General features: G+C 70.0%; 25 protein-coding genes and 2 pseudogenes. 16 read left to right on the forward strand and 11 right to left on the reverse strand.

All coding sequences use genetic code 11. The features are described from left to right. Nucleotides 1-46 precede the first annotated feature (46 nt). The 14 genes from ACZ53K_RS35770 to ACZ53K_RS35835 all read left to right on the forward strand — a co-directional run bounded on the left by ACZ53K_RS35770 (nucleotide 47) and on the right by ACZ53K_RS35835 (nucleotide 11,811). A complete protein-coding gene (locus ACZ53K_RS35770) occupies nucleotides 47-505 on the forward strand; it encodes a hypothetical protein (RefSeq protein ID WP_468845210.1) in 459 nt (152 codons plus the stop codon). Next, on the forward strand, nucleotides 502-936 hold the full coding sequence (locus tag ACZ53K_RS35775) for a hypothetical protein (protein WP_468845213.1): 435 nt from the start codon (nucleotides 502-504) through the stop codon (nucleotides 934-936). Before ACZ53K_RS35770 ends, ACZ53K_RS35775 begins: the two co-directional genes overlap by 4 nt. A 9-nt stretch (nucleotides 937-945) precedes the next feature. After that, nucleotides 946-1,356: a hypothetical protein gene (locus ACZ53K_RS35780; protein WP_468845216.1), complete on the forward strand. Its 411-nt coding sequence runs from the start codon at nucleotides 946-948 to the stop codon at nucleotides 1,354-1,356. Between the two features lie 30 nt (nucleotides 1,357-1,386). After that, nucleotides 1,387-2,244, forward strand: a complete 858-nt coding sequence (locus tag ACZ53K_RS35785) for a winged helix-turn-helix transcriptional regulator (RefSeq protein ID WP_468845219.1) — start codon at nucleotides 1,387-1,389, stop codon at nucleotides 2,242-2,244. After that, nucleotides 2,241-2,897: a hypothetical protein gene (locus ACZ53K_RS35790; RefSeq protein ID WP_468845222.1), complete on the forward strand. Its 657-nt coding sequence runs from the start codon at nucleotides 2,241-2,243 to the stop codon at nucleotides 2,895-2,897. The genes ACZ53K_RS35785 and ACZ53K_RS35790 overlap by 4 nt, the downstream gene beginning before the upstream one ends. A gap of 83 nt (nucleotides 2,898-2,980) precedes the next feature. Beyond that, a complete protein-coding gene (locus ACZ53K_RS35795; protein ID WP_468845225.1) occupies nucleotides 2,981-4,225 on the forward strand; it encodes an MFS transporter in 1,245 nt (414 codons plus the stop codon). 49 nt (nucleotides 4,226-4,274) lie between these two features. Beyond that, on the forward strand, nucleotides 4,275-4,610 hold the full coding sequence (locus ACZ53K_RS35800; protein WP_468845228.1) for a hypothetical protein: 336 nt from the start codon (nucleotides 4,275-4,277) through the stop codon (nucleotides 4,608-4,610). 52 nt (nucleotides 4,611-4,662) lie between these two features. After that, nucleotides 4,663-5,934 carry an ATP-grasp domain-containing protein gene (locus ACZ53K_RS35805; RefSeq protein ID WP_468845231.1) on the forward strand — a complete coding sequence of 424 codons (1,272 nt, stop codon included), beginning with the start codon at nucleotides 4,663-4,665 and terminating at the stop codon, nucleotides 5,932-5,934. Between the two features lie 156 nt (nucleotides 5,935-6,090). Then, nucleotides 6,091-6,951: an SPDY domain-containing protein gene (locus tag ACZ53K_RS35810; protein WP_468845234.1), complete on the forward strand. Its 861-nt coding sequence runs from the start codon at nucleotides 6,091-6,093 to the stop codon at nucleotides 6,949-6,951. A gap of 28 nt (nucleotides 6,952-6,979) precedes the next feature. Beyond that, the gene (locus tag ACZ53K_RS35815) at nucleotides 6,980-7,468 is read left to right on the forward strand and encodes a hypothetical protein (protein WP_468845237.1); all 489 of its coding nucleotides are present in this window, start codon (nucleotides 6,980-6,982) and stop codon (nucleotides 7,466-7,468) included. Nucleotides 7,469-7,732: 264 nt separating this feature from the next. Then, a complete protein-coding gene (locus ACZ53K_RS35820; protein WP_468845326.1) occupies nucleotides 7,733-8,158 on the forward strand; it encodes an SPDY domain-containing protein in 426 nt (141 codons plus the stop codon). After that, on the forward strand, nucleotides 8,059-8,298 hold the full coding sequence (locus tag ACZ53K_RS35825) for a hypothetical protein (RefSeq protein ID WP_468845333.1): 240 nt from the start codon (nucleotides 8,059-8,061) through the stop codon (nucleotides 8,296-8,298). Before ACZ53K_RS35820 ends, ACZ53K_RS35825 begins: the two co-directional genes overlap by 100 nt. A 59-nt stretch (nucleotides 8,299-8,357) precedes the next feature. Continuing rightward, a complete protein-coding gene (locus tag ACZ53K_RS35830; RefSeq protein WP_468845240.1) occupies nucleotides 8,358-9,386 on the forward strand; it encodes an MSCRAMM family protein in 1,029 nt (342 codons plus the stop codon). Between the two features lie 1,102 nt (nucleotides 9,387-10,488). Then, a complete protein-coding gene (locus ACZ53K_RS35835) occupies nucleotides 10,489-11,811 on the forward strand; it encodes an MFS transporter (protein WP_468845243.1) in 1,323 nt (440 codons plus the stop codon). Nucleotides 11,812-12,179: 368 nt separating this feature from the next. Here ACZ53K_RS35835 and ACZ53K_RS35840 read toward each other — a convergent pair whose 3' ends face one another. After that, nucleotides 12,180-12,890: a class I SAM-dependent methyltransferase gene (locus ACZ53K_RS35840; protein ID WP_468845246.1), complete on the reverse strand. Its 711-nt coding sequence runs from the start codon at nucleotides 12,888-12,890 to the stop codon at nucleotides 12,180-12,182. Nucleotides 12,891-13,100: 210 nt separating this feature from the next. Between ACZ53K_RS35840 and ACZ53K_RS35845 the strand changes: the two genes are divergently transcribed. After that, complete coding sequence (locus tag ACZ53K_RS35845) at nucleotides 13,101-14,378, forward strand: outer membrane protein assembly factor BamB family protein (protein WP_468845249.1); 1,278 nt, start codon at nucleotides 13,101-13,103, stop codon at nucleotides 14,376-14,378. Nucleotides 14,379-14,640: 262 nt separating this feature from the next. On the opposite strand, the gene ACZ53K_RS35850 is transcribed toward ACZ53K_RS35845, so the two are convergent. From ACZ53K_RS35850 to ACZ53K_RS35860, 3 genes are all read right to left on the reverse strand, one after another. Beyond that, the gene (locus ACZ53K_RS35850) at nucleotides 14,641-14,817 is read right to left on the reverse strand and encodes a hypothetical protein (protein WP_468845252.1); all 177 of its coding nucleotides are present in this window, start codon (nucleotides 14,815-14,817) and stop codon (nucleotides 14,641-14,643) included. A gap of 314 nt (nucleotides 14,818-15,131) precedes the next feature. After that, nucleotides 15,132-15,620 carry a DUF6233 domain-containing protein gene (locus tag ACZ53K_RS35855; protein ID WP_468845255.1) on the reverse strand — a complete coding sequence of 163 codons (489 nt, stop codon included), beginning with the start codon at nucleotides 15,618-15,620 and terminating at the stop codon, nucleotides 15,132-15,134. A gap of 152 nt (nucleotides 15,621-15,772) precedes the next feature. Further along, nucleotides 15,773-16,045: a hypothetical protein gene (locus tag ACZ53K_RS35860; RefSeq protein ID WP_468845258.1), complete on the reverse strand. Its 273-nt coding sequence runs from the start codon at nucleotides 16,043-16,045 to the stop codon at nucleotides 15,773-15,775. A gap of 432 nt (nucleotides 16,046-16,477) precedes the next feature. On the opposite strand from ACZ53K_RS35860, the gene ACZ53K_RS35865 reads away from it, so the two are divergent. Further along, nucleotides 16,478-17,452 carry a DUF6551 family protein gene (locus tag ACZ53K_RS35865; RefSeq protein WP_468845261.1) on the forward strand — a complete coding sequence of 325 codons (975 nt, stop codon included), beginning with the start codon at nucleotides 16,478-16,480 and terminating at the stop codon, nucleotides 17,450-17,452. A gap of 138 nt (nucleotides 17,453-17,590) precedes the next feature. On the opposite strand, the gene ACZ53K_RS35870 is transcribed toward ACZ53K_RS35865, so the two are convergent. From ACZ53K_RS35870 to ACZ53K_RS35900, 7 genes and pseudogenes are all read right to left on the reverse strand, one after another. Further along, on the reverse strand, nucleotides 17,591-18,085 hold the full coding sequence (locus ACZ53K_RS35870; RefSeq protein WP_468845264.1) for a hypothetical protein: 495 nt from the start codon (nucleotides 18,083-18,085) through the stop codon (nucleotides 17,591-17,593). Further along, on the reverse strand, nucleotides 18,082-18,459 hold the full coding sequence (locus ACZ53K_RS35875; protein WP_468845267.1) for a hypothetical protein: 378 nt from the start codon (nucleotides 18,457-18,459) through the stop codon (nucleotides 18,082-18,084). The genes ACZ53K_RS35870 and ACZ53K_RS35875 overlap by 4 nt, the downstream gene beginning before the upstream one ends. Nucleotides 18,460-19,062: 603 nt before the next feature. Next, the gene (locus ACZ53K_RS35880) at nucleotides 19,063-19,425 is read right to left on the reverse strand and encodes an STAS domain-containing protein (RefSeq protein WP_468845269.1); all 363 of its coding nucleotides are present in this window, start codon (nucleotides 19,423-19,425) and stop codon (nucleotides 19,063-19,065) included. 966 nt (nucleotides 19,426-20,391) lie between these two features. Then, nucleotides 20,392-21,183 (reverse strand): IS21-like element helper ATPase IstB, encoded by a 792-nt coding sequence (gene istB / locus ACZ53K_RS35885; protein ID WP_468845272.1) that lies wholly within the window; start codon nucleotides 21,181-21,183, stop codon nucleotides 20,392-20,394. Next, nucleotides 21,180-22,828, reverse strand: a pseudogene (gene istA, locus ACZ53K_RS35890) (IS21 family transposase). Before istA ends, istB begins: the two are co-directional and overlap by 4 nt. Nucleotides 22,829-23,060: 232 nt before the next feature. Beyond that, on the reverse strand, nucleotides 23,061-23,972 hold the full coding sequence (locus ACZ53K_RS35895; protein ID WP_468845274.1) for a recombinase family protein: 912 nt from the start codon (nucleotides 23,970-23,972) through the stop codon (nucleotides 23,061-23,063). A gap of 150 nt (nucleotides 23,973-24,122) precedes the next feature. Then, nucleotides 24,123-24,517 (reverse strand): annotated as a pseudogene (locus ACZ53K_RS35900) (tetratricopeptide repeat protein); the annotation flags it as partial.

A 24,517-nucleotide genomic window follows, 5' to 3' on the forward strand; every position in this document is an offset into this window, starting at 1 on the left:
ACCTGCTGCACCAGCTATCACCTGCGGGACCGTAAAGGAGAGTGCTGTGCCTGACGGCGCGGACGAAGTGCTGGAGGCCGTGGCCCAGCAGATCGAAGAACGTTTCCGGATGAGCCTGCCCGAGCTGCGCCGAGCCGCCGCAGCGGCGCCGGACGACCACCAGCAAGCCGCGGAGGTCCTGCGCTGGTACGGCCACCTCCAGCGCGACCAAGCCGCCCTGGAACAGAGCGAGGACGCCCTGCTGGACGCCATCGGGCCCGTTCCCGGGGAACTGTCCGATGCCCAGATGGCGCTGGCCCACCGGGTGAATGCGGCCTTTGCCATGCGGGATGGCCGGGCCATGGTCGTGCGGCACCTGCTCGCCCCGGAAGCGGCCCGTGCGTCCTTCCCCGGCGCCTGGCGCTTCGCCGCCCGCTCGGCCGGCCGACCCTCCGCTTCGACCACGAGCCCTGCGGTACGCCCGGCCGCTGGCCCGCCGGGAGCGGCACGGGGGAGGACACGGTGAGTGTGACACGGAAGCCCACCAGCCAAGACACCGTGATCGAGAAGGTCTTCGGAGCGCCGCTCGACGAGCTGTACACCGCCGCGGTGGCGGGTACGGCCTCTCCAGCCCTCCACCGGATCATGGAGCTGCGCTCCTTCCTGGCGGTGGCCGAGGAACAGCTCGCCCGGGTGCGCGACCGCATTCACGAGGCCACGGCCCCCGCCCGGCGTTATGAGCTGTCCGCCGAGGAGCTGCAGTGGGATCTGCAGTGGCTGCAGGCGGCGCTCTCCGGCCGCCAGGAGTGCGTCGGCGCCCTGGAGGAGGTGCTGCGGACCATGCCCGCTCCCGGCGCCCACCCTCCGCAGGGCCTCCCGCCCCCGAAGATCACAGCCTGTGCCACCGCCGCGCACCCACCGGCCGCACAGTCCCCGGCCCGGGCCCGCCGACCCTGAAAGTTTTAGTTGTCCCACACCACCGCGCTGGCCGTCGCCGAACACATCGAAGCGCTCTACGGCCGGCCGCTGGCGGAGCTGGAAGCCCACGTGGGTGCCCAGCAGACCCAGAGCATGCTGGCCGCCCTGCTGGGCATCCACGCCGGGCTGCTCCAGGCCGAACGCAACATCGATCACCAACTCGGCCGCCTGCAGGAGCTGACACAGCCCGGACGCGAAGTCAGTGCTTCCACCGCGGGCGCCATCTCCGACTGCGCCCGCCGCCTGGCCACGTCCGTCGCCACCCGCGAGGCCCATACCCAGGCCGCCACCACCGTCCTGCACAGCCTGCGCCGGGCCGCCCCGCCGCAGGCCACGGCCCCGGCACCCCAGCTTCCACCGGCCTCCGCAGCCGCACATCCGCTCGCACCGACGCGCTGAACACCGTCCGCACCACCAGGAGTTCCCTTAATGGCCCCCACCGGTCTGTCCCGCGCTACCGCCACCGACCTGGCGCGCGTCACCGAGAGCCTTGACATGATCGCGCCCCGCTGGAGCGTGTGGGTGCTGATGACGCTGCACGAGCAGCCGCTGCGCTACCACGAGATCAAGCCCAAGCTCGCCTGGCTGGCCGACGGCCAGCTCAACCCCCGGCTGCACAAGCTCACCGACGCCGGGCTCGTCGAACGCGGCCAGCTCTCCCAGCGGCACGTCACCTACGGCCTCACCAACCGGGGTGCGGCCCTGATGCCGGTCCTGGAGACCCTCGCCACCTGGGCCGGCACCCACCTGGAAAAGGAGCTGGTCCTCAACCCACAGACCGGCCAGCGCGAGCCCGAACGCATTCCCAAGGCCCAGGACATCGAGGACGCTCTCGGCCTGATCACCCCCCGGCACGCCACCCCCATCCTGTGGACACTGCGCGAGCGCGGCACGGTCAGCGCCAGGGACCTGGCCGCCGCCGTCCTTCCCGGCTCCGGCCCTACCACCGTCTACCAGCCGCTGCGCCAGCTCACCGACGACGGCCTGGTCGAACGCACCGCCGGCCAGAGCACTTACCAGCTCACCGCGGCGGGCCGTGCCCTCAATCCCGTCCACGTCGCCTTCGCCGACTGGGCGGCGGGCCGGACGCCCGCACGCGCGGCCTCCGGACAGGCCCCCTCAGCACGAAAGCGCCACGGGCAGTGGGCCACGCACACAGCACGCCCGGCGATGTCGGCACGCCCTGCGGCAGCGTCGGCCCCGGCGACCTGGAAGAACAGCGACCTGTTCTCCCACGGCGGCCCCGCACGCCCGATGCCCACGGCAGCAGGGGGACGCCGCCGATGACCGGCACCGAGCACATAGCCCGCGCCGCCGAGCTGCTGAGCAGGCAGTGGACCACCCGGGCCATCAGCGAGATCGACCACAACGGGCCACTGCCCCGCCGCATGGCCGCCCGCACCTTCACCGACCTGCCGCGCACCGGCATCCACTACGCACTGCCGACCCTGCGCCACCGGGGCCTGCTCACCGTCGCCGAGCACGACGGACGCACCTGCTACCTGCTGACCGAGGCCGGCGAAGGGCTGGGAGACCTCTACGAAGCCCTGGCCCGCTGGAGCCGTACCCACCACTACCCCGGCACCGCGACCGACTTCGTCACCCGCGTCGAGGCCGGGCTGGAACTCCTCAAAGACCGCCGCGTCCTGACGGCCCTCATCGCAGACCAGCCCGACGCCCCGCCGGATACGGCCGACACAGAGGCGGACACGCTCACGCAGGCCAACCTCGCCGAACCCACCGGCGAACGGACCTGGCGCCTGACCCAGGCCGGCCAGGACCTTCGCGGGCCGTACGCCGAGCTGGCCGCGTGGACAGCGGCACACGCCCACCTCATCGACGCCGTACCGCCGCGACGCTCAGCCCTGGGCACACGGCTACCGCAGTCGCCCCGCACCACCACGGCCTTCGCCCGGACGACCATCCGCAGGGCCACCTGACGGGGACACCAACACGCGGCGGGCCGCATCAGCGGCCCGCCCCAGCCCCCGCCACCACCGTCCAGCCCTGCCACGGAAGTTCGATGACCACCTCCGTCCGACCCGCTGCCGCCCAGCGCCGCAAGGGCACTCCACCTCTGCTGCGCGGTATCTACCTGCCCCGCAGCATGGACGCCGTCGCGTTCGCCATGACGACGTACGGCATTCCGCTGCTGGTGCTCGCGACCACCGGATCGGGGGCCCTGACCGGCCTGGCCTTCGCCGCGGAATGGGTGCCCCGTCTGATGGCCTTCGCCCTGGCCGGGACGCTGGTCGGCCGCTACGGCACCACCCGGGTCCTGCGCTGCGCCTCGACCGCCCGCGCCCTGGTCGTCCTGGCCGCCGCGCTCCTCCTGCCGGCCCAGTCCACCGGTCCGGGCGCTACCGCCACGGTCATGCTGCTCGCCGCCGGCACCGGCATCCTCACCGAGTTCAGCTACATCGCGGCCGAAACGGCGGGCGGCCTCGCCAGCCGCACCGCCCGGACCGACGCGCACCGGATCCAGTCCGCCCTGTTCGGCATCGACCAGACCGCCACCTTGGCCGGCCCTGCGCTCGCCGGACTGCTCCTTAACGTCAGCGGCCCGGCCGGAATGCTCAGCGTGATCGCAGCCTTCTCCCTCCTCGCCAGCGCCTTCGCCCCCAGCCAACACCGAGGACAGCGCCGCGCCGGCCCGGCACCGGGACGCCAGGGGCTGCGCACCGGCTGGTCGACGCTACGGGCGCTACCCGCCCTGGCCTGGCTGGTGACCGGCCTGTGCGTCTCCAACCTCGCGATCGGACTCCTGCAGGCCGCCGCACCGGTGATCGTGATCAAGCAGTTCGGGCACACCAGCGCCGACGTGGGCCTGCTCTGGTCGACCGCCGCCGTCGCCTCCCTCGTCGCCATCACGCTCTGCCGCCGCGCCATCGACCGGTACGGCCTGTGGCCGGTCGGCGCCGCGTCGGCGGGCCTGGCGGCCTCGGCCTGCCTGGCGCTCTCGCTCACCCACACCTACGGCGCGTACCTGACGCTCACCGCCGCGCTGATGGCAGGCGAGGGCGGCCTGACCGTGGTCCTGCGCACCCTGCGCTCCCACCTGATCCCCGCCGACACCTTCGGCAGCACCCTGGCCCTGACGATCCTGCTGCTCCTGCTGCCCTTCCCCCTCGCTGGGCTGCTCGTGGCCGCGATCCCGCCGGTGCTGCTCAGCCACGCCCTCACCGTCTGCGCCGTCCTGCAGGCCCTCGGCCTGGCCACCGCGTTCGCCCGGCTGCGCGCCGCACCGGCCCTGCGCGCCGCCACCTGACCCGTATCCCCGTTTCGCCGCCCAGTGCGCGCCGTCCGGAGAACCATCGATGCCCACCCCGCCCGCCGCCCAGCAGCAGCACCTGCCCGGCCTCGGCCCCGCCGCCGGCCCGGCAGAAAGACCCACGCTCACCGAGCAGTTCCTCACCTTCGACGCCGAGCACCCGCACGTCTACCGGGAGCTGGAACGGCTGACCGCCCAGCGGCTGGCCGACGGAGCCGAACGCATCGGCCTCAAAGCCCTCTTCGAATCACTGCGCTGGCAACTACCGCAGGGAGTACGCGGGCTCAACAACAACTACACGGCCCTCTACGCCCGCAAGCTGATCACTGACCACCCCCACTGGGAGCGCGCCTTCGAACTGCGCCGCCGCCGTACGCCGTGAACCGCATCGCCGTCACACCGACTGATTCCGCCCCCGCCTCATGGAGCGTTCCGTGTCTTCTCGCCCCGTCGTCCTGGTTGTCGCGGCTGCTGATCCCGAGGCCGAGGCGTACCGAGGGTACTGCCTTGAGCACATGGCAGCCCACTACGACATCGCCTTGATCACCCCCGCCGAACCGACGTGGGAGCGCCCGTTCATCGTTGACTGGGAAGGTGCCGACCCCGCCGACCAGGCGGCCCTGGAAACGGCCGGCAGGGCCTTGGCCCGGCGCCACCGGCTGGTCGGCGTGGTCACCTGGACCGAGTGGTACCTCGTCCCGGTCGCCTACCTGGCACACCGGCTCGCACTGCCCACTGCCGCACCGGAGGTGATGCGGGCTTGCCGCAACAAGGCTGCCGCGCGGGCCCTGTTCGCCCAGCACGACGTGCCCTCGGCCGCCTCGAAAAGCGTGAGCACGTGGGCCGAGGCCGTCGACGCGGCCGGGCGGATCGGCTATCCCGTCGTTCTCAAGCCCGCCGCGCACGCGGCCAGCATCGGCGTGATCCGCGTCGACAGCGAACAAGAGCTGAGCACGGCGTACGACTTCGCGGCCCAGGCGGCCGACTGCTCGGCAGAAAACAGACAGGTACTGGTCGAGGAGTACCTCGACGGCCCAGAGGTCAGCGTCGAATGCGTCACGCACCGCGGCCAGACCACAGCTGTCGCCGTCACCCGCAAGACACTCGGCCCGGCACCCTACTTCCAGGAGATCGCCCACTCGGTCGACGCCCGCGACCCGCTGCTCGCCACGGTGGCCCCGGCCGCCACCGCTGCCGTCCAGGCACTGGGCCTCACCGACGGGATCCAGCACGTGGAGATCCGCCTGGTGCGGGGCCGGCCCCGGCTGGTCGAGGTCAACGCGCGCATCGGCGGCGACCTGATCGGCCACCTCGTCCACCGCGCAACCGGCATCGACCTGCCGCGTGCCGCCGCCGACCTGGCCTGCGGACGCACCCCCGACCTGGCCCCCACCCGGCAGCAGGCAGCCGCCATCCGGATGGTGTATCCCCCGGCCTCCGGCACGCTCACCGCCCGCCACCTCGACGACGACTTGCGTGCCAGCGCGCCGTGGCTCGAACGGGTCCACTGGCAGCGAGAGACCGGAGACGAGGTCGTGCTGCCGCCGCAAGGAGGCGACACGTTCACTTCCCGCATCGGCTTCCTGATCACCACGGCCCCCACCGCCCCCCTCGCCCAGCAACGCGCCGAGAATGCCCTCTGCGCGATCACCGTGCACATCGAGCCCTCGGGTCAGGCAACTTCCTGCTCGGAATCCGCCGCGTGACACGGCCGCGACCAGCAACCGGTACTCCTACCTGGTCGCTGCACTCCCTTCAGGCCCAGCGAGCAGCGGCGTGACACTGCTCGAAAGCCCGATGTCCCCACCTGGCTGGCGCCGGGCCGCGCGCAGTCTCCCCCGCACTCTTCACGGAAATGGTCCATGCCCGACCCTGACCTGCTCGACGGGGACGTCTATGTCTCCCCGCGCTACCTTGCCGGCAGTACGTTCACCGGCGACCCCGCCCTTGCTCCACTGCTGGAGCGGGGCTGGCATCTGCGATCCGACCAGGACGGCAACGTCTACGTCAGCGCCCCCGACCGCAAGATCCACCTGGGATACCTGCCCGAAGGCGAGGACGATGGCCTGTGGCGGATCACCGCCTACGCCGACCTCTTCGCCCGGCCGAAGTGGGGCGTGTGCTTCAACGACGAGACGCCGACGGAGTTCGTCACCGCCTTCACCACCGCCCTGGCGGGGGCGTACGCCGACGGCCCACGCGCCTACCTGGCCGACCCGGATTTCTCGCCATACAGGGCTGTCACACCACTGGTCCACTCCGGCTGGACACTTCAGCACCCTAACCGGGGAGTCATGGAACTCCAGGCCCCCGGCGCCATGGCCGGTCTTCAATACACCACCCGGCGCCTCGACCCGGAAAGCGAACTGACCACGCTGGACGCACGCTGGTACCTCTGGGGCGGGCCCGCGGCCACGAGGCCCTACTGGTATGCCACCGCCTCGACGAAGACCCCCGCGCCCTTGGTCAAAGCGGTCACAGCCTGCGTCGCGGACCCAGCCCCGCTGCTCCGCTGGAAGGACCAGATGGCGTTCCGGCTCAGGGGCAAGGCACAGCTGACACCCGTCACGCCACCGACGCCCCCGCTCCCGACACCACTGGACGTGCAGCGCACCGCCTCACGCTGCCCACCGTCGCTCGCAACCCGCAGCGTGCCGCGCTGGAGCACCACCACCGCAGCCCCGCCCGCTGTACCCACCGGGCGCGTCGGACGCCGTCGCTGACCTTGTCCACCTACCGCCGGAGGACCCCATGCCCCTGCAGGCCCCCGAGTTCTTCGCCGAACTGTGCCTCCCCTTCACCGACAGCACCGTCGTGGGCAATACCTACTACGCCACTCCCGTCACCGGTACGCCGCTGCGGCTGCGCATCGACTTCACCAACACCATCCGCGCGGACACCTACGGCGGCCTGCGCCTGACAGTCCTCCACGCGCACCGGGGCGAGATCGACGCTGTGGCCCTCAACTTCGTCGACCACGGCACCTTCCACCGCCGCGACGTAGCCCACAACACCCCCGTCAATGACAGTCGGTACGGCACGTTCGACAAGCACCACCGCCCCGGCCAGCCGCCGTGGGAGGGCGCCATCACCACCGGGCTGCGCGACGCGATCGAGCAGTACACCGCCGTCTGGTTCCCCGGCGCCTGGACCACGCCTACACCGGACCGCGCCGCAGGCCGCACCGCTCACCAGGCGCCCGCCCCGCTGACCATCCACAAGGGTGGCCGCACCCGCTGAACCAGGCCACTCCGTCACGCCCAGCGCTGCGCCTGCCCGACAGGAGCCGTTTTCGTGTTGCTAGACCCCTTGCGTAACCTTGATCCCGCCCAGGGAGTGAAAGTCCTTCCGCGGCATCTGGCCGGCCCCGGCCCGGTGGACCTCCGTACGGTCTGGCCATTTTCCAGCGAACTGGACTGGAGACAGCACCAGCTTGAAGAGGGCACGGCCTACTCGGCCAGCCCGTGCCTACGATTGTGGACCCGCTTCGTCTCCGAGCCCGAAATGCGGGGCCAGGGGACGTGGACCATCGGCGGCAACCGCTCCCCGGTCGAGCCGACGACCTGGAAGGCCACCTTCGATGCCACCACCCCCGTCGAGCTGCTGCACGCTGTCCACGCCGACCTGTTCGACCTCTATATAGAAGACCAGCACGTCGACCAGGGCCGGCTGTTCGGGGACAGCACGGCGCCGCAGGAAGCGTACGCGCCGTTGTTCGTCCATGGCTGGAGCCACGTCGCCAGACCTGACGGCACACAAGGCTTCCGGTCGCCGGACGGCCTCGCAGGCGTGCGGCACCGCTATGACACGCGCGACAGCGACGGGCCGAGATGGCGGATCTGGGGTGGACCCCCAGCCCAACCGAACTGGGAGCGCGCTTCTCGCTCGCGGCGCCCACCACGCTCGTCGCAGCCCTCACCGCCTCCCTGATCTCTACCGAGCCGGTGCACCGCACCGTCAAGGACATCCCCTTCCACACCCGCCACCACCTGCATGTCGCGACAGCAGCAGCCCAGCAGCAGCCGGTGGCCCAACCGCCGCCCAGCACCAGGCCGGGCCGCACTCGCTGAAACCGCCGTGCCGCCCCACCCGCCCACCACCGCCGGATCGCCGTCCCAGGAGTTCGTTCTTGCGCACCCAATCGCCCCGCCGTACCACGGCGGCAGCCATCACCGTCGCCGCTGCCGTCGCCGGCCCCCTGGCCGGGGCCCCGGCCGCTGCGGCCCACGCTCCGGAGCCGACCCCGCCCATCTCCGCACCCGCCCTGCGGCACCTGCCCGAGACCGGCGGCGTGGCGATCCTCAAGAAGGACCCCGACGGGCGCCTGATGCCGGGGGCCGCGTTCACCCTGCTCGACGACGTCGGCAAGGAAGCCGCCAGCGGCCGTACGAACGCCGACGGGCGACTCGCCTTCGAAGACCTTTCCACCGGCATCTACCGGCTCAAGGAGACCAGCAGCGGCAGCCCGCTGCACACCGTCGCCACCGACCAGGACGTCATCGTCACCCCCGGCACCGCCACACCGCTGACGATCATCGACTCGTTCAAGCCGGCGAACCTGACCGTGAAGAAGGCCGACAAGAGCAGCGGCAAGCCCCTGCCCGGAGCCGTTGTCAACGTCACTCCGGCCGACAGCAGCGGTGAACCTGCCACCGTGACCACGGGCAAGGACGGCACCGCCACGATCCAGCTGCCCGTCGCCACCCGCACCGGCTCCCCTTACAAGATCACCGAAACCGAGGCTCCTGAGGGATACGAGCTGGACAGCGCCCCAGTCAAGTTCACCGCTAAGCCTGGAGCGCCGGCAACGGTCACGCTCGCCGACACCCCGAAGCACCACCCGACCCACAGCCCCTCGCCGACCGAGACTGCCCCCGCGCCGACCGCACCAGCCAAGCCCGCGCCAGGCCGCACGCCCGGAAAGCAGAACCAAGCCACACCGCGTCCCGAGACGAGCGCTTCCGCCGCGGCGGCACCGACGTCCTCCTCCGTACCCCCCGCACCGCAACAGGCAACTGGATCGCTCGCCCACACCGGAGCCGATTCCACCCCCTGGCTCCTAGGGGCGGCAGGGGGTCTGCTTGCCGGTGGCGGAGCCGTCGTCGTCGCAGCTCGACGACGGCGTTCACAGGACGCTGCCCCCACCGAAGGCGGGTGAACCCCGAAACCACCAGCACCACAGTTGGAAGCTGTAAACACCAGCGCACCGAGGCGCCGGAGAACTTCCGTTCTCCGGCGCCTCGGTGCGCTTCGAGGTGCCGCCCTCGCGCCATAAGCGCTGCGAGCGCATCTGTTCGGCCTGCGTGGGCCTCCTGCACGCAGAACTCAGGGCTGGGCGGCGCCGGAGCCTTGCGCCGGTCGGCAGGCCCGGCACACCGGCCGCGCCCCCGTCAGGTACCGGATTGTGTAACCCTGGCAACTCGCACAGTAGCCGACCTGTCGCTCCTCGCAGCCCAGCACGACTGCGGCTGAACCCCGGGTGATCTTCTCGGGGTCCAGCCGCTCAAAGGATTCGTTCACATATTTGAATCTACAACGAGCTGCTGGTTGACGGCGAGCGGCGCGTCCGTCGAGGAGGCTGCCGACTCGCGGTGCGGTGTCCGTGGGGCGCGAAAACTCAGGGTGCCGCGCGTGCGTCGGGGGCTGGCATCAGTTCGGACGACAGAACCGGCGGCGGCCCGCCCGCTTGATCACTCCAGCCGCTTCCAGTCGTGCCAGGTGGTAGGCGACCGACGTTCTGTATCGAGTGACCGTTGTTGCTGCGGGTCGTTGCTCCATTCGTGGGACAGGGCGGAAGCGGTACGCAGTGCTGGCAAGTGCATCGGTACGACACCGATCACGATGCCGAAGGCTTGGAAGAGCTGTTACGAGATGTGACCCCGGAGCTGGTTTCGCGGTCCCGCGTAATGGCGGGGTTCGAAGGACAGCGGTTCTTCATCGGGCCGGATGGTCTGCCGGATCTGCGGGTGAACGCCCTGAACATGCTGGCTCTTGAGAACGCCGCCCTGTCTGGTCGGGACGCCCAGAACGCTAACCTTCGCGCCTTGCCCCGCAGGGGCTCCCAACTGCCATAACGTCCAGCGCTGAACGGGCCAGCTGTCACGCCTGGCTGATCATCTCTTCACGAAGGCGGCGGGTTTCGGCCTGGGCCCGGTCATGAGGGCTGCCTCCACCCCCGAAGGCGGCCTGGGGTACTGCCTTGGAGGGAGGAGCGGCCGAACACGCTTCTTGATGTTCGCCGGGCCCCTACAGTCACGCGGGTGAGCTACCTGAGCCTGCTGCGGCAGCGTCCGATCCTGGTCCTGTGGCTCGCTGAGACGCTGTCCGTCTTCGGCGACCGCTTCTTCACCCTCGCACTGGCGTGGACGGCCTGGCAGCGCTCCGGCGCGGTCGCCATGGGCCTGGTTGTGGTGGTCGAGTCGGTGCCGCACCTGCTGATCGGCACCTTCGGCCGGAAGCTGATCGCACGCTTCGCCGCGTTCCGCGTGCTCGCCGCGGTGGAGGCGGTACAGGTGGTCATCGTGGGCGCGATGCCCTGGTTGTGGCCTTCGCTCGGCCTGACTGGCGTCCTCGTGGTCATCGTGTTGGTCGGGATCTGCGACGCGCTGACCGGTCCGAGCCTTGCGGCGCTGGTGTCGGGGATGGTGAAGAAAGATCAGGTACGGCAGGTAACGGGCTTGATGGACATCTCCAACCGGCTCACCTGGTTCCTTGGCCCCGGGGCAGCCGCGGTGCTGCTGGTCGTCCTGCCCGCCGAGCAGCTGTTCCTCGTCGACGCCGCCACCTTCGCCGTCTCTGCCGCAGCGTTCGCCTGGCTCGGCCGTACGGCCGCACCGCCCTCGCCGGCGGCACCGCCCCGAGACGAAGAGGCCGGGCCTGCCGCACCGGCGGAGGTTCCCAGGGCGCTGGCGGTCCTGCGATCTCATCCGCGGGTCGGGTGCGCGCTCGCGGTGAGCGGCGTCGGAGAGTTCTGCTCCACCGTGCTGACCATCGGCATTCCGATCTGGCTGACCAGCCAGCTGCACGCCGGGGCCGGGGCGTACGCGGTGGTGCTGTCCGCCATGGGCATCGGCGCCGTGGTCGGGAACCTGCTGACCGGGAACGTGGCTCTGCCGGGCCGGTTCCCGGGCGCGTACTGCCTGGTGTGGGCGGTGCGGGGGCTGCTGCTGGCCGCATTCGCGCTCAGCAGCAGCCTGCTGGAGGTGGCGGCCCTCGCCGCGACGGCGAGCGCCCTGGTGCCACTGGCCTCGATCAGTCTCAACGCGGAGATCGGTTCGCTGCCGGGGCCGCAGCGGCTGCGGGTGTTCAGCGCCGATTCCGTCAAGCTGCACGTGGCGAGCATGAGCAGCATGCTGGTGCTGCCCGGGCTGCTGGAGCGTGCTCCGCGGGCGTCCTTCGCGGCGGGCGGCGCCCTGACCGCTGTCGCCGGGCTGCTCGCCTGGATCGCCGCGCGGGCCATGGCCCGGCGCCCGGCGCCCGTGGTGGAGCAGAGCAGCAGGGCAGCGGGGCGGAATTCGCCCGGCGGTGAACAGCCCGTGCATGAGGCCGACATGACAGCATCGGTTCGGGGAAGATGTTCGTGATGGTGGTGGAGGGACAAGCGGGCATTCTGCGGGAGCAGTCGACGGCGGCTTGTGAGATCGCCGATGAGCTGCGGCGGAAGGCCCGTGCGCTGATTGAGGAGAACCATCGGCTGGTTGATGAGCACTATCGGCTCAGGCGGGCTCTTCTGCGACAACGCAGGAAATGATGGCGGCTCGTTGACAGTCCACGGTGTGGCGGGTGGCGGGTGCGCCCTTGTCGGGCGCCGTCGCGCTGCGGGAAAATGCTCTGCCGCTGGGCGGTGGTCGAGCGGGTGCCCGCTCGGCTGCGCCGCTGCCCGGCAGGGCGGCTTCCTCTGGTTCGGACCAGTAGCCGTGGGGGCTGCCGTCGGCGAACGGGCTGTGACCGTTCAGCCGCTACTGCGGCGGGCCCGGATGACCAGGGTGCGGTACGGGCTGCCCTCGGGGCCTTCGACGGGCAGGACCTCGGTGTCGGCGAAGCCGTGTTCGGCAAGGAGAGGTCGCCAGGCGTCGGCGTCGTAGGAGTAGTGGACGGCCGGGAGCCGGGCGCCGTCGGCGAGGGTGAGGTTGTCCACGCGGCGGCCGGGCCGTTCGCCGGGGCGGGGGGCGTTGACCGAGAACGCGAGGAGCGCGCCGGGGTCCAGCCGGTTCGCGGTGACGGGCAGGAGCTGGGCGGGGTCGGCGTACCAGAGGGCGCCGTAGATGGAGAAGCACACGTCCAGCCGGGGCAGCCCGGCCAGCACCTCAGCTGCGTCGCCCACCCGCCAGGCGAGGGCGGGCAGGTGACCGAAGCGGGCGCGGGCGGTGGCGATGCGCTGTGCGGCGACATCGATGCCGATGGCGAGGCGGGCCCCGTGGGTGGCGGCGTAGGCGGTGTGCTCGCCGGTGCCGCAGCCCAGCTCCGCCACCCGCAGCCCGGTGAGGTCACCGAGGAAGTCGGCTCCCGGTCCCCGGCCGGGCCAGCAGGTCCACTCGATCCGCTCGGGTGCCTGGCCGGGCCCGGTGCCCTCGGGTGCGTCCTGGGCGGCGATGTGGTTCCAGGCGCGGGCGTTGACACGCGCATCGACCAGGGCTGCGTCGGGCGGTATCTCGTACTGCATCCGCTTCCTTTCTGCCGGGCCGCCAGCGTGGTGCGGGAGCTGGGCCGTGGCCCGGAAACGCGAACGTCACCAGCGTGACGAGCGCGGCCGCGGCGGTCCCGCACGCTGATCGCGATCCGGTCAAAATCCCGGCACCGTGCTGAACGCGGCCGCCGTGACCCGTAGGTTCACCAGGACCAGCAGGCTCCGGACCATGGAGGACAGTCCCGAATGCGCTCGATCTCGAAGGTGACCGCCGCGGTATCTGCCACGGCTGTACTCACCCTGGCGACCGGATGTGGCGGGGCCGCGAAGCCCGGGGCCGGCTCCGACCCGAAGACTTCCGAGAAGCCGGCCGCCAGCTCTGCTCCGCGCAAGAGCTTCGACCCGCCGCAGACGTTCGCCGCCCAGGGCGCCGCGCTGCCCGAGGCCGCCGGCCGCGGCAGCATCAGCATGGTGGGGACGCTCATCAAGCCCCTGCCGCTCGCGCTGCACGACACCCACGCCTACATCGCGGCCGCCGACAGCCTCCAGATTCTCGACACCAGCACCGGTGCCACGACGACGACCGTACGGCCGCGCCACCAGCCGGCCGTCGAACCCGACACGGAGACCGGCGCCCCGGTGCCCACGCGCGACGGCAAGCAGCTGCTCGTACCGTTCACGGTCACCTTCCCCGGCAAGGGCACCACGCCCAGCCGCACCGGTATCGAACTGGTCGCGGTCGACACCACGGACCGCCGGACGGCGTGGACCCTCGACATCGACACCCTGCCCAGCTGGGCAGAGAAGGCCCCCGCCCAGGCCCGTCTGGTCGCCACCACGAAGAACGCCGCCGTCCTCAGTGTGACCAGCGGCAACCGCGGCGCCACCTACGCCGTCGACCTGGCCACCCGCAAGGTCAGCTGGCACAACGACGACGTCGCCGCGGCCGCCGTCATCGGTGACACCGCCGTCGCCGTGACCACCAAGGACACCGTCCGCCAGCAAGTGACCGGCCTGGCCGTCGACCACGACGGCAAGCAGCTGTGGAACACAATCGACGGATTCGACCTGACGGTGCGCCCGGCCGGCCCGCACCTGGCTGCCGTCACCGGCAACGACTACGACAGCGGCGACTCTGTCAGCGCTTTGCTGACGCCTGATGGCGGCAAGGCCGCAGCCCTCCCCAGCGAGACGAGCGGACTGTCCTGCCGCTACGACGACGCCTCGGTGACCGTCTGCCAGACCGACGGACCCCAAGTTTTCGCCCTGGACGCCACGACCGGCAAGCAGTTGTGGAGCCTGCCGGAGCAGGGGACGGGCCGGACCGCGCCCAAGGTCACAGCCGCCTGGCACGGCGCCGTCTACGGCATCACCGGCAATGGCCCCGTCGTCCTGGACGCCAAGACCGGCACCGACCGCAACGCTTCCCCCGGTGCTGCACCGGCCGCCGTCAACGAATACACCGGCATCGCCCTCAACGACGACGAGAACCACACGCTGGTCGCCCACCCCGCATCCGGCTGACGCACTCGGGCGCCAGGAACGGTTCTGACCGCGTGACATCTCGTGACGGGTGCTTGCAGTAGGTGTCTGCGTTATGGGATGAATGGCGCGGGCAGCGAGGAGAGACCTGGGCCCTGGTCTTCTCGCAGAGGCGCCCGGCCGCGCGGCAGCGATACCGCCGAGGACCGGCCAGAAGACTCGAAGCAGGAAGCCCCGTCCGTACGGACGGGGCTTCCTCGCGCTGGGGCCGCTGTATAGGGGAACCTCGGGACGCTTGGCGTGGTTACCGGTGCTGGTACCAGAAAGCGATGAGGCTTACTGCGGTGGTGCCGGCCCCGTACGAGGCGCCGCGCAGAAGCTGGTCGGCGTAGTCGGCTCGCTGCTCGCGTAGCCGGACCGACAGGCGGCGGATGGATTTCTTGGCTATGTGCGCCCAGCGGCTGCGGTGCCTATCCTGCATGGCAGGTGTCCTTTCGTTCTGACCGATAAGGGATCACCGCGCTGGGAGCCCCTCCGACTGATGGCCTAGGAACCGGGTCGGGTGTGGGGCTCCCGTTGCGTTGTCAAAAAGGCTACGCGAGGGGAACGTTGGGCTGTTAGCCCTGCCGTTGCAGCAGTGGCCCGGCCCGTTGACCTGGGAACACGCACCTGCACGGATCGGCGCGAATTTACCTCTAGTTACCTGTAGGTGCGCCGAAGTTAGCGATTGGACCGAGCTGGTGATTTGCGTCACATTCGGCGTGTTGTCGGATGCCTGGCTGTCGTCGAAACGCATCACGGCTCGTCCGGCGGCGGCAGCGTCCGCAGCACTGCCTCCGGTCGACAGATCGCGCAGGTGACCGCTACCTCTGGTCCTGCGGCCAGGAGCCGCAGCGCCTCGACGTCGGTCACCAGGCCGCCCCCTTCCGACCCGGCAGCGCAGTCGATGCGGTGCACCAGCCGGCGTCCGTCCTTGGTCTCGTCGACACGCCACCGGAGGCGTTCCTCTGGTGGCGGCGGATTCAGGCTGGAGTAGTCGACGCCCTCGATGGGCTGCACGACTGGGTACGGCGCACTGAACTCGACGACCGAGGGCTGCTGGATCGGCCCCTGCGGTGTATCCACCCGCCCCGGCACGGTCAGCTCGCAGTCGTACCACCACACCCGGAAACGATCGCGCCGGCGCCGGACGACGACCGCCCGCACCGTCTGCCCGTCCGGCAGCGTCACCTCGACCGGAGGCCCGTCGCCCCAGTGCGCCGCCGCTTCGCCGTACTCCCGCACGCCCCGACCTTAAAGCCGTGCGGGGGGTTGCGCGCCTTGCCCCTGGTGTGGCGCAGAAGGCGTTCGTGAACGGAGGCGTCGGTGCCGTGGTGAGGACCACGGCACCGACGCGGGAAGGGTGCTTCAGGGAAACGGGCCTCGCACCCCGTGCGCTACTTGCGCATCTTGCGCACGTGGATGTTCACCCGGACGCCCCCTCCCAGGGATCCGGCACCGATCAGGGCGAGACCCGTCTCCGGGTGGCCGGTCAGGCTGAGGGTCGCGCCGGCGGCGCAGGACAGCGCGGACAGAGTGATCCTGGCCCAGCCGAGGGCGCTCTGCTCGCGCGGTCGGTCCGCGGGCAACGCGTCCGGCTGGTGTGGCTCGGCTGGCGGAGTCCCGTGCGCCTGCGGGTCGTCGGAGGGGTCGCTATTTGTGGTGGACATGGCAAACCTTTATTTGTCGTGCGTGCCGTAGCGCGCGAGGGATGGGTGGGACGGACCATGAGGCAGCGGGCAGTTAGCCGCGCAAGTCCCCTGGTCCTGCCCGGTGGCGCCCCCGGGCAGGGAGGAGCCTGCACCTGGTGGGCGGCGGGTTCGAGTTCTCGCGAATTTGCACCCCGGTGCTGACGGATCGTCAGCATGAGCGGTTGTCGACGCCCACTCAAAGGTCTCGCCGACGTGCAGGAGAGCGCCCCGCGTCCGGAGTCGCGAAGGGCTCGGCGGGCCGTTGGGCTAGCGCTCCCGTGGTGTCGTCGCGCCATCGGCGCAGCAGGCTGCGACGGGAGCGCGAGGAATCTCAAGGCGTTAGAAAGTTTGACGCGCGAGAAATTTCCATGGTTGGCTTCGTGTCACCTGACCACTACCAAAGGTGGATACGTGGCACGCACCGCGAAGAAGGCCACCGTCCCGGCACAGGCCGGAGCGACGAAGACCGTCCGGAAGTTCTACAAGCAGATCTGTGTCGGGGACCTGCACGTCGATCAGACTCTCGACTCTGCCCGTCTGTTTGGCACGATCACCAGCAAGGACGCCGGCCCGGCCGCGCAGCGGAAGAAGGACGCCGCGTGGACGGCGCGGCTTACGAAGATGTGGGACCCCTTCGCGCTGCTCCCGGCGATCGTCTCCCTTCGGGAGGACGGCCGGTACTACCTTCTCGACGGCCAGCACTCCACGGAGGTGGCCGTCGAAAAGGAGGGCCCGGACTTCCTCCGGGACTGCATGGTCTACCAAGGTCTCTCCGCCGAGCAGGAGGCGAAGTTGTTCCTTGCAGCGAACCGCGACCGCAAGGCCGTGAAGCCGTTCGACATCTTCCGCGTCTCCATCACCGCTGGCGACCCGCGCAACACCCGGATTCTCGCCGAGGTCGAGAGCTGCGATCTCGGTATCTCGGGCAGCACCTCGGCAAACAAGATCGGCGCGGTGCAGGCACTCACCGCCATCGCGGTGATGGACGAAAAGCACGCCGCCCGGGACGGAAGCGGAAGTCTGATCTACCCCCTCGCCCTCCCCGAGGGCCGCTCCCCGCTGATCCCGCAGGTGCTTCAGGTCGTCGGGGACGCATGGGGCCGCAACCCCGCGACCTGGGAGGGGATCATGTTGCGCGCCGTCGCGATGGTCCTCGACCGTAACCCCGGCGCCCGGCTCGACCGCCTTAGCCGGAAGCTCGCCGGCCACGGCAAGCGCAAGCCGATCTCGGTCGCGCAGTGGAAGGAGTCGTCCATCGCGAACACGGTCGGCGGTGGCGGTTCCTCCTCCCGTTCTGCCCCCCTCGCAAAGCTCATCATCGCTGAGTACAACGACGGGTTGACCGACCAGTTCCTGATCGCCCCCGGCCGTCCCGACAAGGACTGACCCACCATCGCCGGGCCCCGCGTGTGCAGCTTGGGGCGGACCGTGACACCGAAGGGGTTCTCCCACCGCCCTCACGCTGGGGACGGGAGAACCCCTTCGCGTGCCGGCGCGCGGCGCCGGGCTCCGAATACACCGAGGCTATCTGGCGGACTTGGGCGCTCCCCCCGATTCCATGCGTGCCGGAGGCTCCTTCCTACGCCGCCGGTAGGCCCTCTGCTTGCAGGCGTTGGAGCAGTACCGCTGGGGGCGTCCTCCCGTGACCAGGAGGATGCTCTCCGGCAGGAACCGGCGGGGACAGGACGGGCAGTCGACGAGCAGCTTCTCCGCCTCGGCGTCGGCCCACCGGCGCAGCTCTGCCGACCGTGTCACGGAGTCGCCGTCCAGTTCGTCTGCGATGTTCTGCGAGCGGGAGGGGTGCCGCAGTCGGGCAAGCGCCATGTTGAGCAGGTGCTGGGCGTCTGGTTCGGTCAACCGCAGGCGTTGGGCGGCGTCGGGGAGTGAGAGGCCCCAGACCACCATGAGCATGACGATGCTGATCTCGCGGCGGTCGGTGATCGTGTTGAAGACCGTGCCGAAGTTGCTCAGGCTGGCCCGTTCCGGGGTGGTGTCACGGTAGATCCGGCGTCGCTTCACCGCCGCTCCTCCTCTCCGGTGGGGGCCAGGGGGCGCTGTATCAGCACCGTCCGGGTGGCCGCGATGTCGATCGTGGGCGGCCGGGCGGTGACCTCCATAGTCTCCGGTGAGGGCGCCGGTGCCGGAGGGCTGGCGGCGTCCTTCCTGCCCCAGGGCAGGAAGGACGACAGGCTCACGAAGACGTGCCCGAGAGCCAGCAGCGCCTCTGGAAGGTCTTCGGGGCGGACCTTGCGGACGGCCAGGCGCGTGATCACCAGGGCCAGCGCAACGAGCAGAGCAACTGCCGTGAGCACCACGCAGGCCAGGCCCAGGCCCCAGGAGGGCGCAGGGAACGCGGAACTGACGAGCGAGTCGGGTGACGGCCGGTCGGGCACAGGAACCTCCGGAATGCAGAAAAGCCCCGACCACGGGTCGGGGCTCAGGGAAGTCGGGCAACAAAAAACTCCCGCCCCTGCGGGGACGGGAGTTCATGTCATGTTGCTCTAAGGGCACACGGGTGCCGCTCTGAGGTGAGCTTCGCACGGTTCGACGGTTGCGTCAACTTGCCGATTTCCGCAGGTCGTTCGTGCGGGAGCGTCGCGCGATGTTGACGGAAGGTTTCGTAACGCCGCGCGGAAAGGGCGGTACCGGGGCCGGGGCTGGGGCGTCACGTGATGCCCCGTTCCAGGGCGTCGGCGAGGTCGTAACCGAGTCTGTCCTCCAGGAGGCTGCGGCGTTGGTTGTAGCGCTGGGAGCCGGTTTTCGCAATGCCTCGAATGCGAGCGCTGGCCTGGTAGGTGGTCGCCACCGGTGGCCCTACACCGGGGCGGGGTTAGCTGCGCAACCTTGGCGTACGCTCGCGTGGCTGTGGAGGTCTGAGCGGGAGTCGTTTCGCGATGCGTTGGGGAGTCACGGAGCGCATCTTGGCGTGATCGATCGCGATGGCTTTTGATGTCGGAACCGGTTCGTGAAGCCGGCATGCCAGGCCGTGTATGACGTTAGGGTCCCGTCGTATCCGGCTCAGAGCCTGAGGGGCGAAGGGCGGTCAGTTCTTCGGGGGTCTCGCGGCCTGCCCAGGCGTCGTCGGTGCTGGTGTATCGCGGGAACCGCCCTGTCGCGCCGTGGAGGGCCAGGAGCTGGCTGATGAAGGGCTGGTCGTAGACCAGGCGCAGTCCTTGGCCGGACTGTTCGCAGCGTTCCTGTGCGGTGTGCAGTTCGCGGAGCGTGGTGGAGTCCATGAAGGTGACGGGTCGCAGGTCGACGATGAGCCAGGCGGTCCGTGTCTGCTGGCAGGTTCCGCGCAGCAGCGTGGTGAGTTCGAGCATCCTGGCGATGTCGAGTTCTCCGCACAGACGCACCACGCGGCAGGCGGCTTGGGGGACGGGCCATGCGTTGTTGATCGAGTTCCCCTCCTTGCGTGTTGCACCACAGGCACGATCAACGCGAAGCGATAAGGAACCGCACGTCTGGTGTCGTGGCGGAGGCCGCCGCTTCGGGTGCGGCGGCCTCGTGCCCTGTGCTCCGCGGCCCCCCTGATGCCGCGGAGCACTCCCTCGAAGCTGCCGGGGACCTGAGGCAGTCCGGCGTTGGTCTGCTCCGAGGGATGGTCCGGGCCTCAGCGGCATCCGCGGGAGTGGATGCGGGGCCCGGCGCTCATGCTCCGCAGGCTCACTCTGCTGCGGGAGGAAACCTCTGTATGACAGCACCTGAGTGGTGCGGAGAGGCTTTGCTCTGAACATAGGGCAAGAGGACGAAGAACCTACCCATGTTGCCAATATTGGTACGAAGGGCGATTTTCCAGCACCGTTTTCGGTGCTCGTCATTCACTGCCCTCACGCGAGAGTGCACTCGCCTTCCCAGCAGGGAGCGAGCCATGACCGCCGGGTGACCTTCAGGTGACATTTACCTTGGCCGGTGCCCTGGAACGACTTGGCGAAGACACCGCGAAGTCCCTGGCCGGCGAAGGAATGGGCCGTAGGGCGGACATCGCGTTCCTGTGGTGGGAAGCTGGTAGATGCCCGGTCGCCGCGCCGTAGATGGCGTGGCGACCGGGCCCTGCGCGGGACCACGGCTCCCCTCCTGGTCCTCGCGCGAGGTGCCCTCCTGGCGTGGGGGCGAGGCTGCGGGAGTTGCCCCGCCGACCGGTCACGCGTGGAGAGCGGAGGCTGGAGCCGTGTAGTCGGCGATGCGGCTCCAGCCGGCCTCGGTGTTCAGGGCCCGGGGGCTGGGAGCCTGCGGTGCGGGGCGAAGCCCAACTTCACCTGACCTCAGGGTAGAGGGCGATCGGGGTTGATCGGAAGCGGAGACCAGCCAACGATGAGGGCTGTTCAGCTGGTTTTGTTCTGTGCGCCCTGGGCCTTGGTGTGGGCGAGGCGGTAGGAGTCGGTGCCGGTCTCGATGATGGCGCCGTTGAAGGTGAGCCGGTCGACGATGGCCGCGCAGAGCCGCGGATCGGTGAAGGTCTTGGTCCACCCCGAGAACGACTCGTTGGAGGCGATCGCGACGCTGTTCTTCTCCTCGCGTTCGGTCAGCACCTGGAACAGCAACTCAGCCCCACGACGGTCGAGTTCCATGTAGCCGAGCTCATCAATACATAAGAGATCCACGCGCCCGTAGCGGGCGATGGTCTTGGAGAGCTGCTTCTCATCGGCGGCCTCGACGAGCTCGTTGACGAGTTTGGTGGCCAGCACGTAGCGGACCCTGAAGCCATGCAGCGCGGCCTCGGTGCCCAGCGCGATCAGCAGATGGGACTTGCCGGTGCCGGAGTCCCCGATCAGGCAGAGCGGCTCGCTCTTCTTGACCCAGTCGCAGGTCGCGAGGGTGTTGACGGTGGCCGGGTCGACGTTCGGGTTGGCCTCGAAGTCGAAGGCCCGCAACGATTTCTCCCGCGGGAACGCGGCTGCCTTGATGCGGCGCTCGGAACGGCGCCGGGCCCGGTCGTCGCATTCGGTCATCAGCAGCTCGGCCAGGAAGGCCCGATACGACATCTGATCACGGGCCGCGGCGTCGGCCAGGTCACCGAACTGCTGGCGGATGGAGGGCAGCCGCAGCATCCGGCATGCCTGGTCGATCGAGGCTGCGGCGGCTTCTTCGGTCAGTCCGCGCTTGCGTGGGCTCATGATCCTTCTTTCTCGTGTCCGGCCCTGCGGCCGCGGCGGTTCAGCAGCTGGTCGTACTGGGCCACCGACGGCAGCGGCCGGTTGTCCGGCGGCAAGTGGGACAGCCTCCAGTCGGCCAGGGACGTCACCGTCGCCGCGGGCCCCTCCTCGTGAGCTGTGCCAGGGGCCGGTGCGGACAGTTCCCCGGTATCGCCCTCGGCGGCCTTGCGGGCCTCCAGCGCGACCGCGTCCGCCGTCAGCGCGCCCGCCCTGATCGCGGCGGCCAGCCCCGCGACGACGTGTTCGTGTTCCATGTGCCGGGCCAGCAGCAGGACCTCGATCAGAGCGCGGGTGCCGGCCGCGTCCCCGTGTGCCGCGCAGGCTGCCGCCCACCACCGGTCGTGGACCGGGGTGAACCGGCCCGCGGAGCGGGCCTGTTCCAGCGGAGTCGCCCCCGGAAAGGCGCCCGGCTTGCGCAACAGCGCCTCCAGGTAGTGATCCAGCACGAGCCGGGAGCCGCCCCGCCCGCTGAGCCGCTCGTGGCGGGCGACCTCGGTGCGGCCCTCGTGAACCCTAGGTCGTTGGCGTGCAGCAGGACGCGCAGCTGTCGGCCGATGAAGCGGACCGGCACCGAGTAGGTGTTGGAGCGCACCGTGATCTGGCCGAAGCGGTTGACGCGTGGGGTGAACCACCGTCCCGTCTCGAACACCTCGGTGGGCAGCGGTCTCAGCATCGGTTGCTCGTGGGCGAAGGACTCACCGACGGTGCGGGTCCGCGAGCGCAGCCGGCGGCCCTCGTCCTGAAGGTCCCACCGGTCGACCAGTTCGTTCAGTTCCGCCAGCGAGGCGACCTCGGGGACCGGGACGAAGTGGTTGCGCCGGAAGTAGCCGATCTGTCCCTCGACGCCGCCCTTCTCGTGGGCGCCCTCGATGCCGGGCCGGCAGTAGAAGGCTTCGATGCCCCAGTGCGAGCGGAACGCTGTCCACCGGTCGGACTCCACCCGGGCCCGGCCCAGCCCCAGCACCCGCTCGACGGCGGCCCGCAGGTTGTCGTAGCGGATCTTCCCGCGCGGGATGCCGCCCAGCCGCCGGAACGCGTGCTCATGTCCTTCGAGGAAGGCTTCCTGCCCGCAGGAGGCGAACACCCGGTGCACCGCCTTGCCGGAGTAGGACAGCCGCAGCGAGAACAGGTAGACCCTGGTCGGCACCCCGGCGAGCAGGATGTGCACGTCTCCGAAGTCGACTTCCGCCTCCACCCCGGGCAGATGTCTTTGCGGGATGAACATCGCCTCCGGGCCCACCCCGGCTTTGCGGCGGATCTCCTTGCGCCGGTCCTTCACGTAGAGCCGGACCATGCAGTACGAGATGTCATGGGCCTGGTGCCCCTCGACCAGCCGGTCGAAGATCCGCTGAGCGGTGTGCCGCTGCTTGGGCGGCGCATCCAGATCCGCTGTCAGCATCGAGTCGATCAACGGCTTGTAGGGATCGAGCCGCGATTCCTTGCGCCGCGGCTTCTTCCGGGGTTCCGGCCACTTCCCGTCCAGAGCCCGCCGCACCGTCCGCCATGTGACGTTGTGAACCTGCTGCAACGACCGCATCGACATCCCCAGCAAGTGATCCTTGCGGATTGCCGAGTACAGCTCGACCTTCGACTGCGAGTTACCCATCAGGCCCTCAGCGGCAGAAGCACACCCCACAGTCCCACCGCAAGCCCCCGCCTGACGTCAAAACAAACCGTCATCGCAATGTCGGTCAGAACGCGACATCCACACTCATCGCGAAACGACTCCCCAACTCACGTTCATAGCCACTCGCGGCGCCCTGACGTCAGCGATTCGCTGACGCCCTGGGGTCTTCAGGACTTCACGGCGCCGAATCTTCAGCGGCGATGGCGCGTGGTCACTCGCTGAGGGCGCTGACGCGGTTCTCGTACTCACGTCGGGCTTTGCGCTGGGCTGGGACAGCCGGGGCCTTGTCGAGGGGGTGGCATCGGACGAGGAGTTCGCGGTGCACCGGGAGGGTGGCACTGACGCGCAGGGTGTAGCCCTGGCCGCGTCGTACGGTCATGCCGTGGTCGAGGGCGGCGCGCTCGGCGGGCTCCAGGTCGACCGTGCGGAGGAAGTCGGCGACCTTGCCCGGCATGTCGAGGGTGACCGGCAGTTCCGAGGTCGGTGAGTCCTCGCCGCCGGCAATGGTGCGCTCGGGCAGGAGATCGGCGACGGCGGTACGGATGGCGCCGCGGCTGACCCGGTGGTCGCGGGCGAGGGCGGCGATCGAACGGCCCTCCAAGTATGCGGTGCGCACGGTGTCGGTCTTGTCGGCCGCCACGGCGGGGCGGCGCCCGCCCTTGCTGCCCTTGGCCTCGGCGGCCCGCAGCCCGTCGTACGTCAGCTCCCGTTGGAGGTCGCGCTGGAGCTCGCCGGCGGCGGCGAGGGTCTGCACCATGAACTTCACGGTGGAGAGCAGCTCGCCGGTGCGCGGGTGGCGGGCGGTGAGGTCCATCGCGGAGAACGCGCCGTCGTGGATGCGCAGGGCGAGGCGGTCGGTGTGCAGGACATCGAGCACGTCGAGGATGTGGCCGGTGCCGCGGACGAGGCGGAACATCTCGGAGATGTGCACGATGTCGCCCGGCCGCGCGTACGTCAGCAGTTCCCGGAATTTCGGGCGCTGGAGCGGGTGGAGGCGGCTGGAGGTGCCGGCGTCCTCTTCGAAGACGACCGGGTCCTCGATGCCGGCCTCGTCCAGGACGAGGTTCTGCCGGGCGGTGGACTGCTGGTCGGTCGAGACCCGCTTGTAGACCAGGTTCGCCACCGAAGGCCCCTTTCGTATGGAGGAATGGACTCTATCTGTCATCAAACCCTGTCACCAATTGCCATCGGATCTGATTGGATCAGCGCCGCCCAGGTGCCCCGGAATGTCCGGGTTCATTGGATGCGCCCAACGTCTGTCGTCAAACGATCGTTATCGGGCACTACTGCTCGCACCAGCAGCCTCCCTCCGCCAGTAGGCGAGGAAGGTCCGGGTGGCCAGGGTGTTGGGGTGGTCGGGGCCCAGCACGCGCAGGGAGTCGACCAGCAGTTCGGTGAGCGCGGTGACGGCCCCGACCGCATCCCCCGCCTTCCCCCGCCCGTGGGCCAGCAGAGACCGTGCGGTCAGGGTGTTGGGGTCGTCGGGGCCCAGCACCCGTAAGAATTCGGCCAATGCCTCGGTGTAAGCGGTGACGGCCCCGACCGCATCCCCCGCCTCCCCCCGCCAGTGGCCTAGGGCGGCCCGTGCGGTCAGGGTGTCGGGGTCGTCGGGGCCCAGCACGCGCAGGGAGTCGGCCAGTACCTCGGCGTACGTCGTGGCGGCTCCGG

Source organism: Streptomyces sp. NPDC033221 (assembly GCF_055577005.1).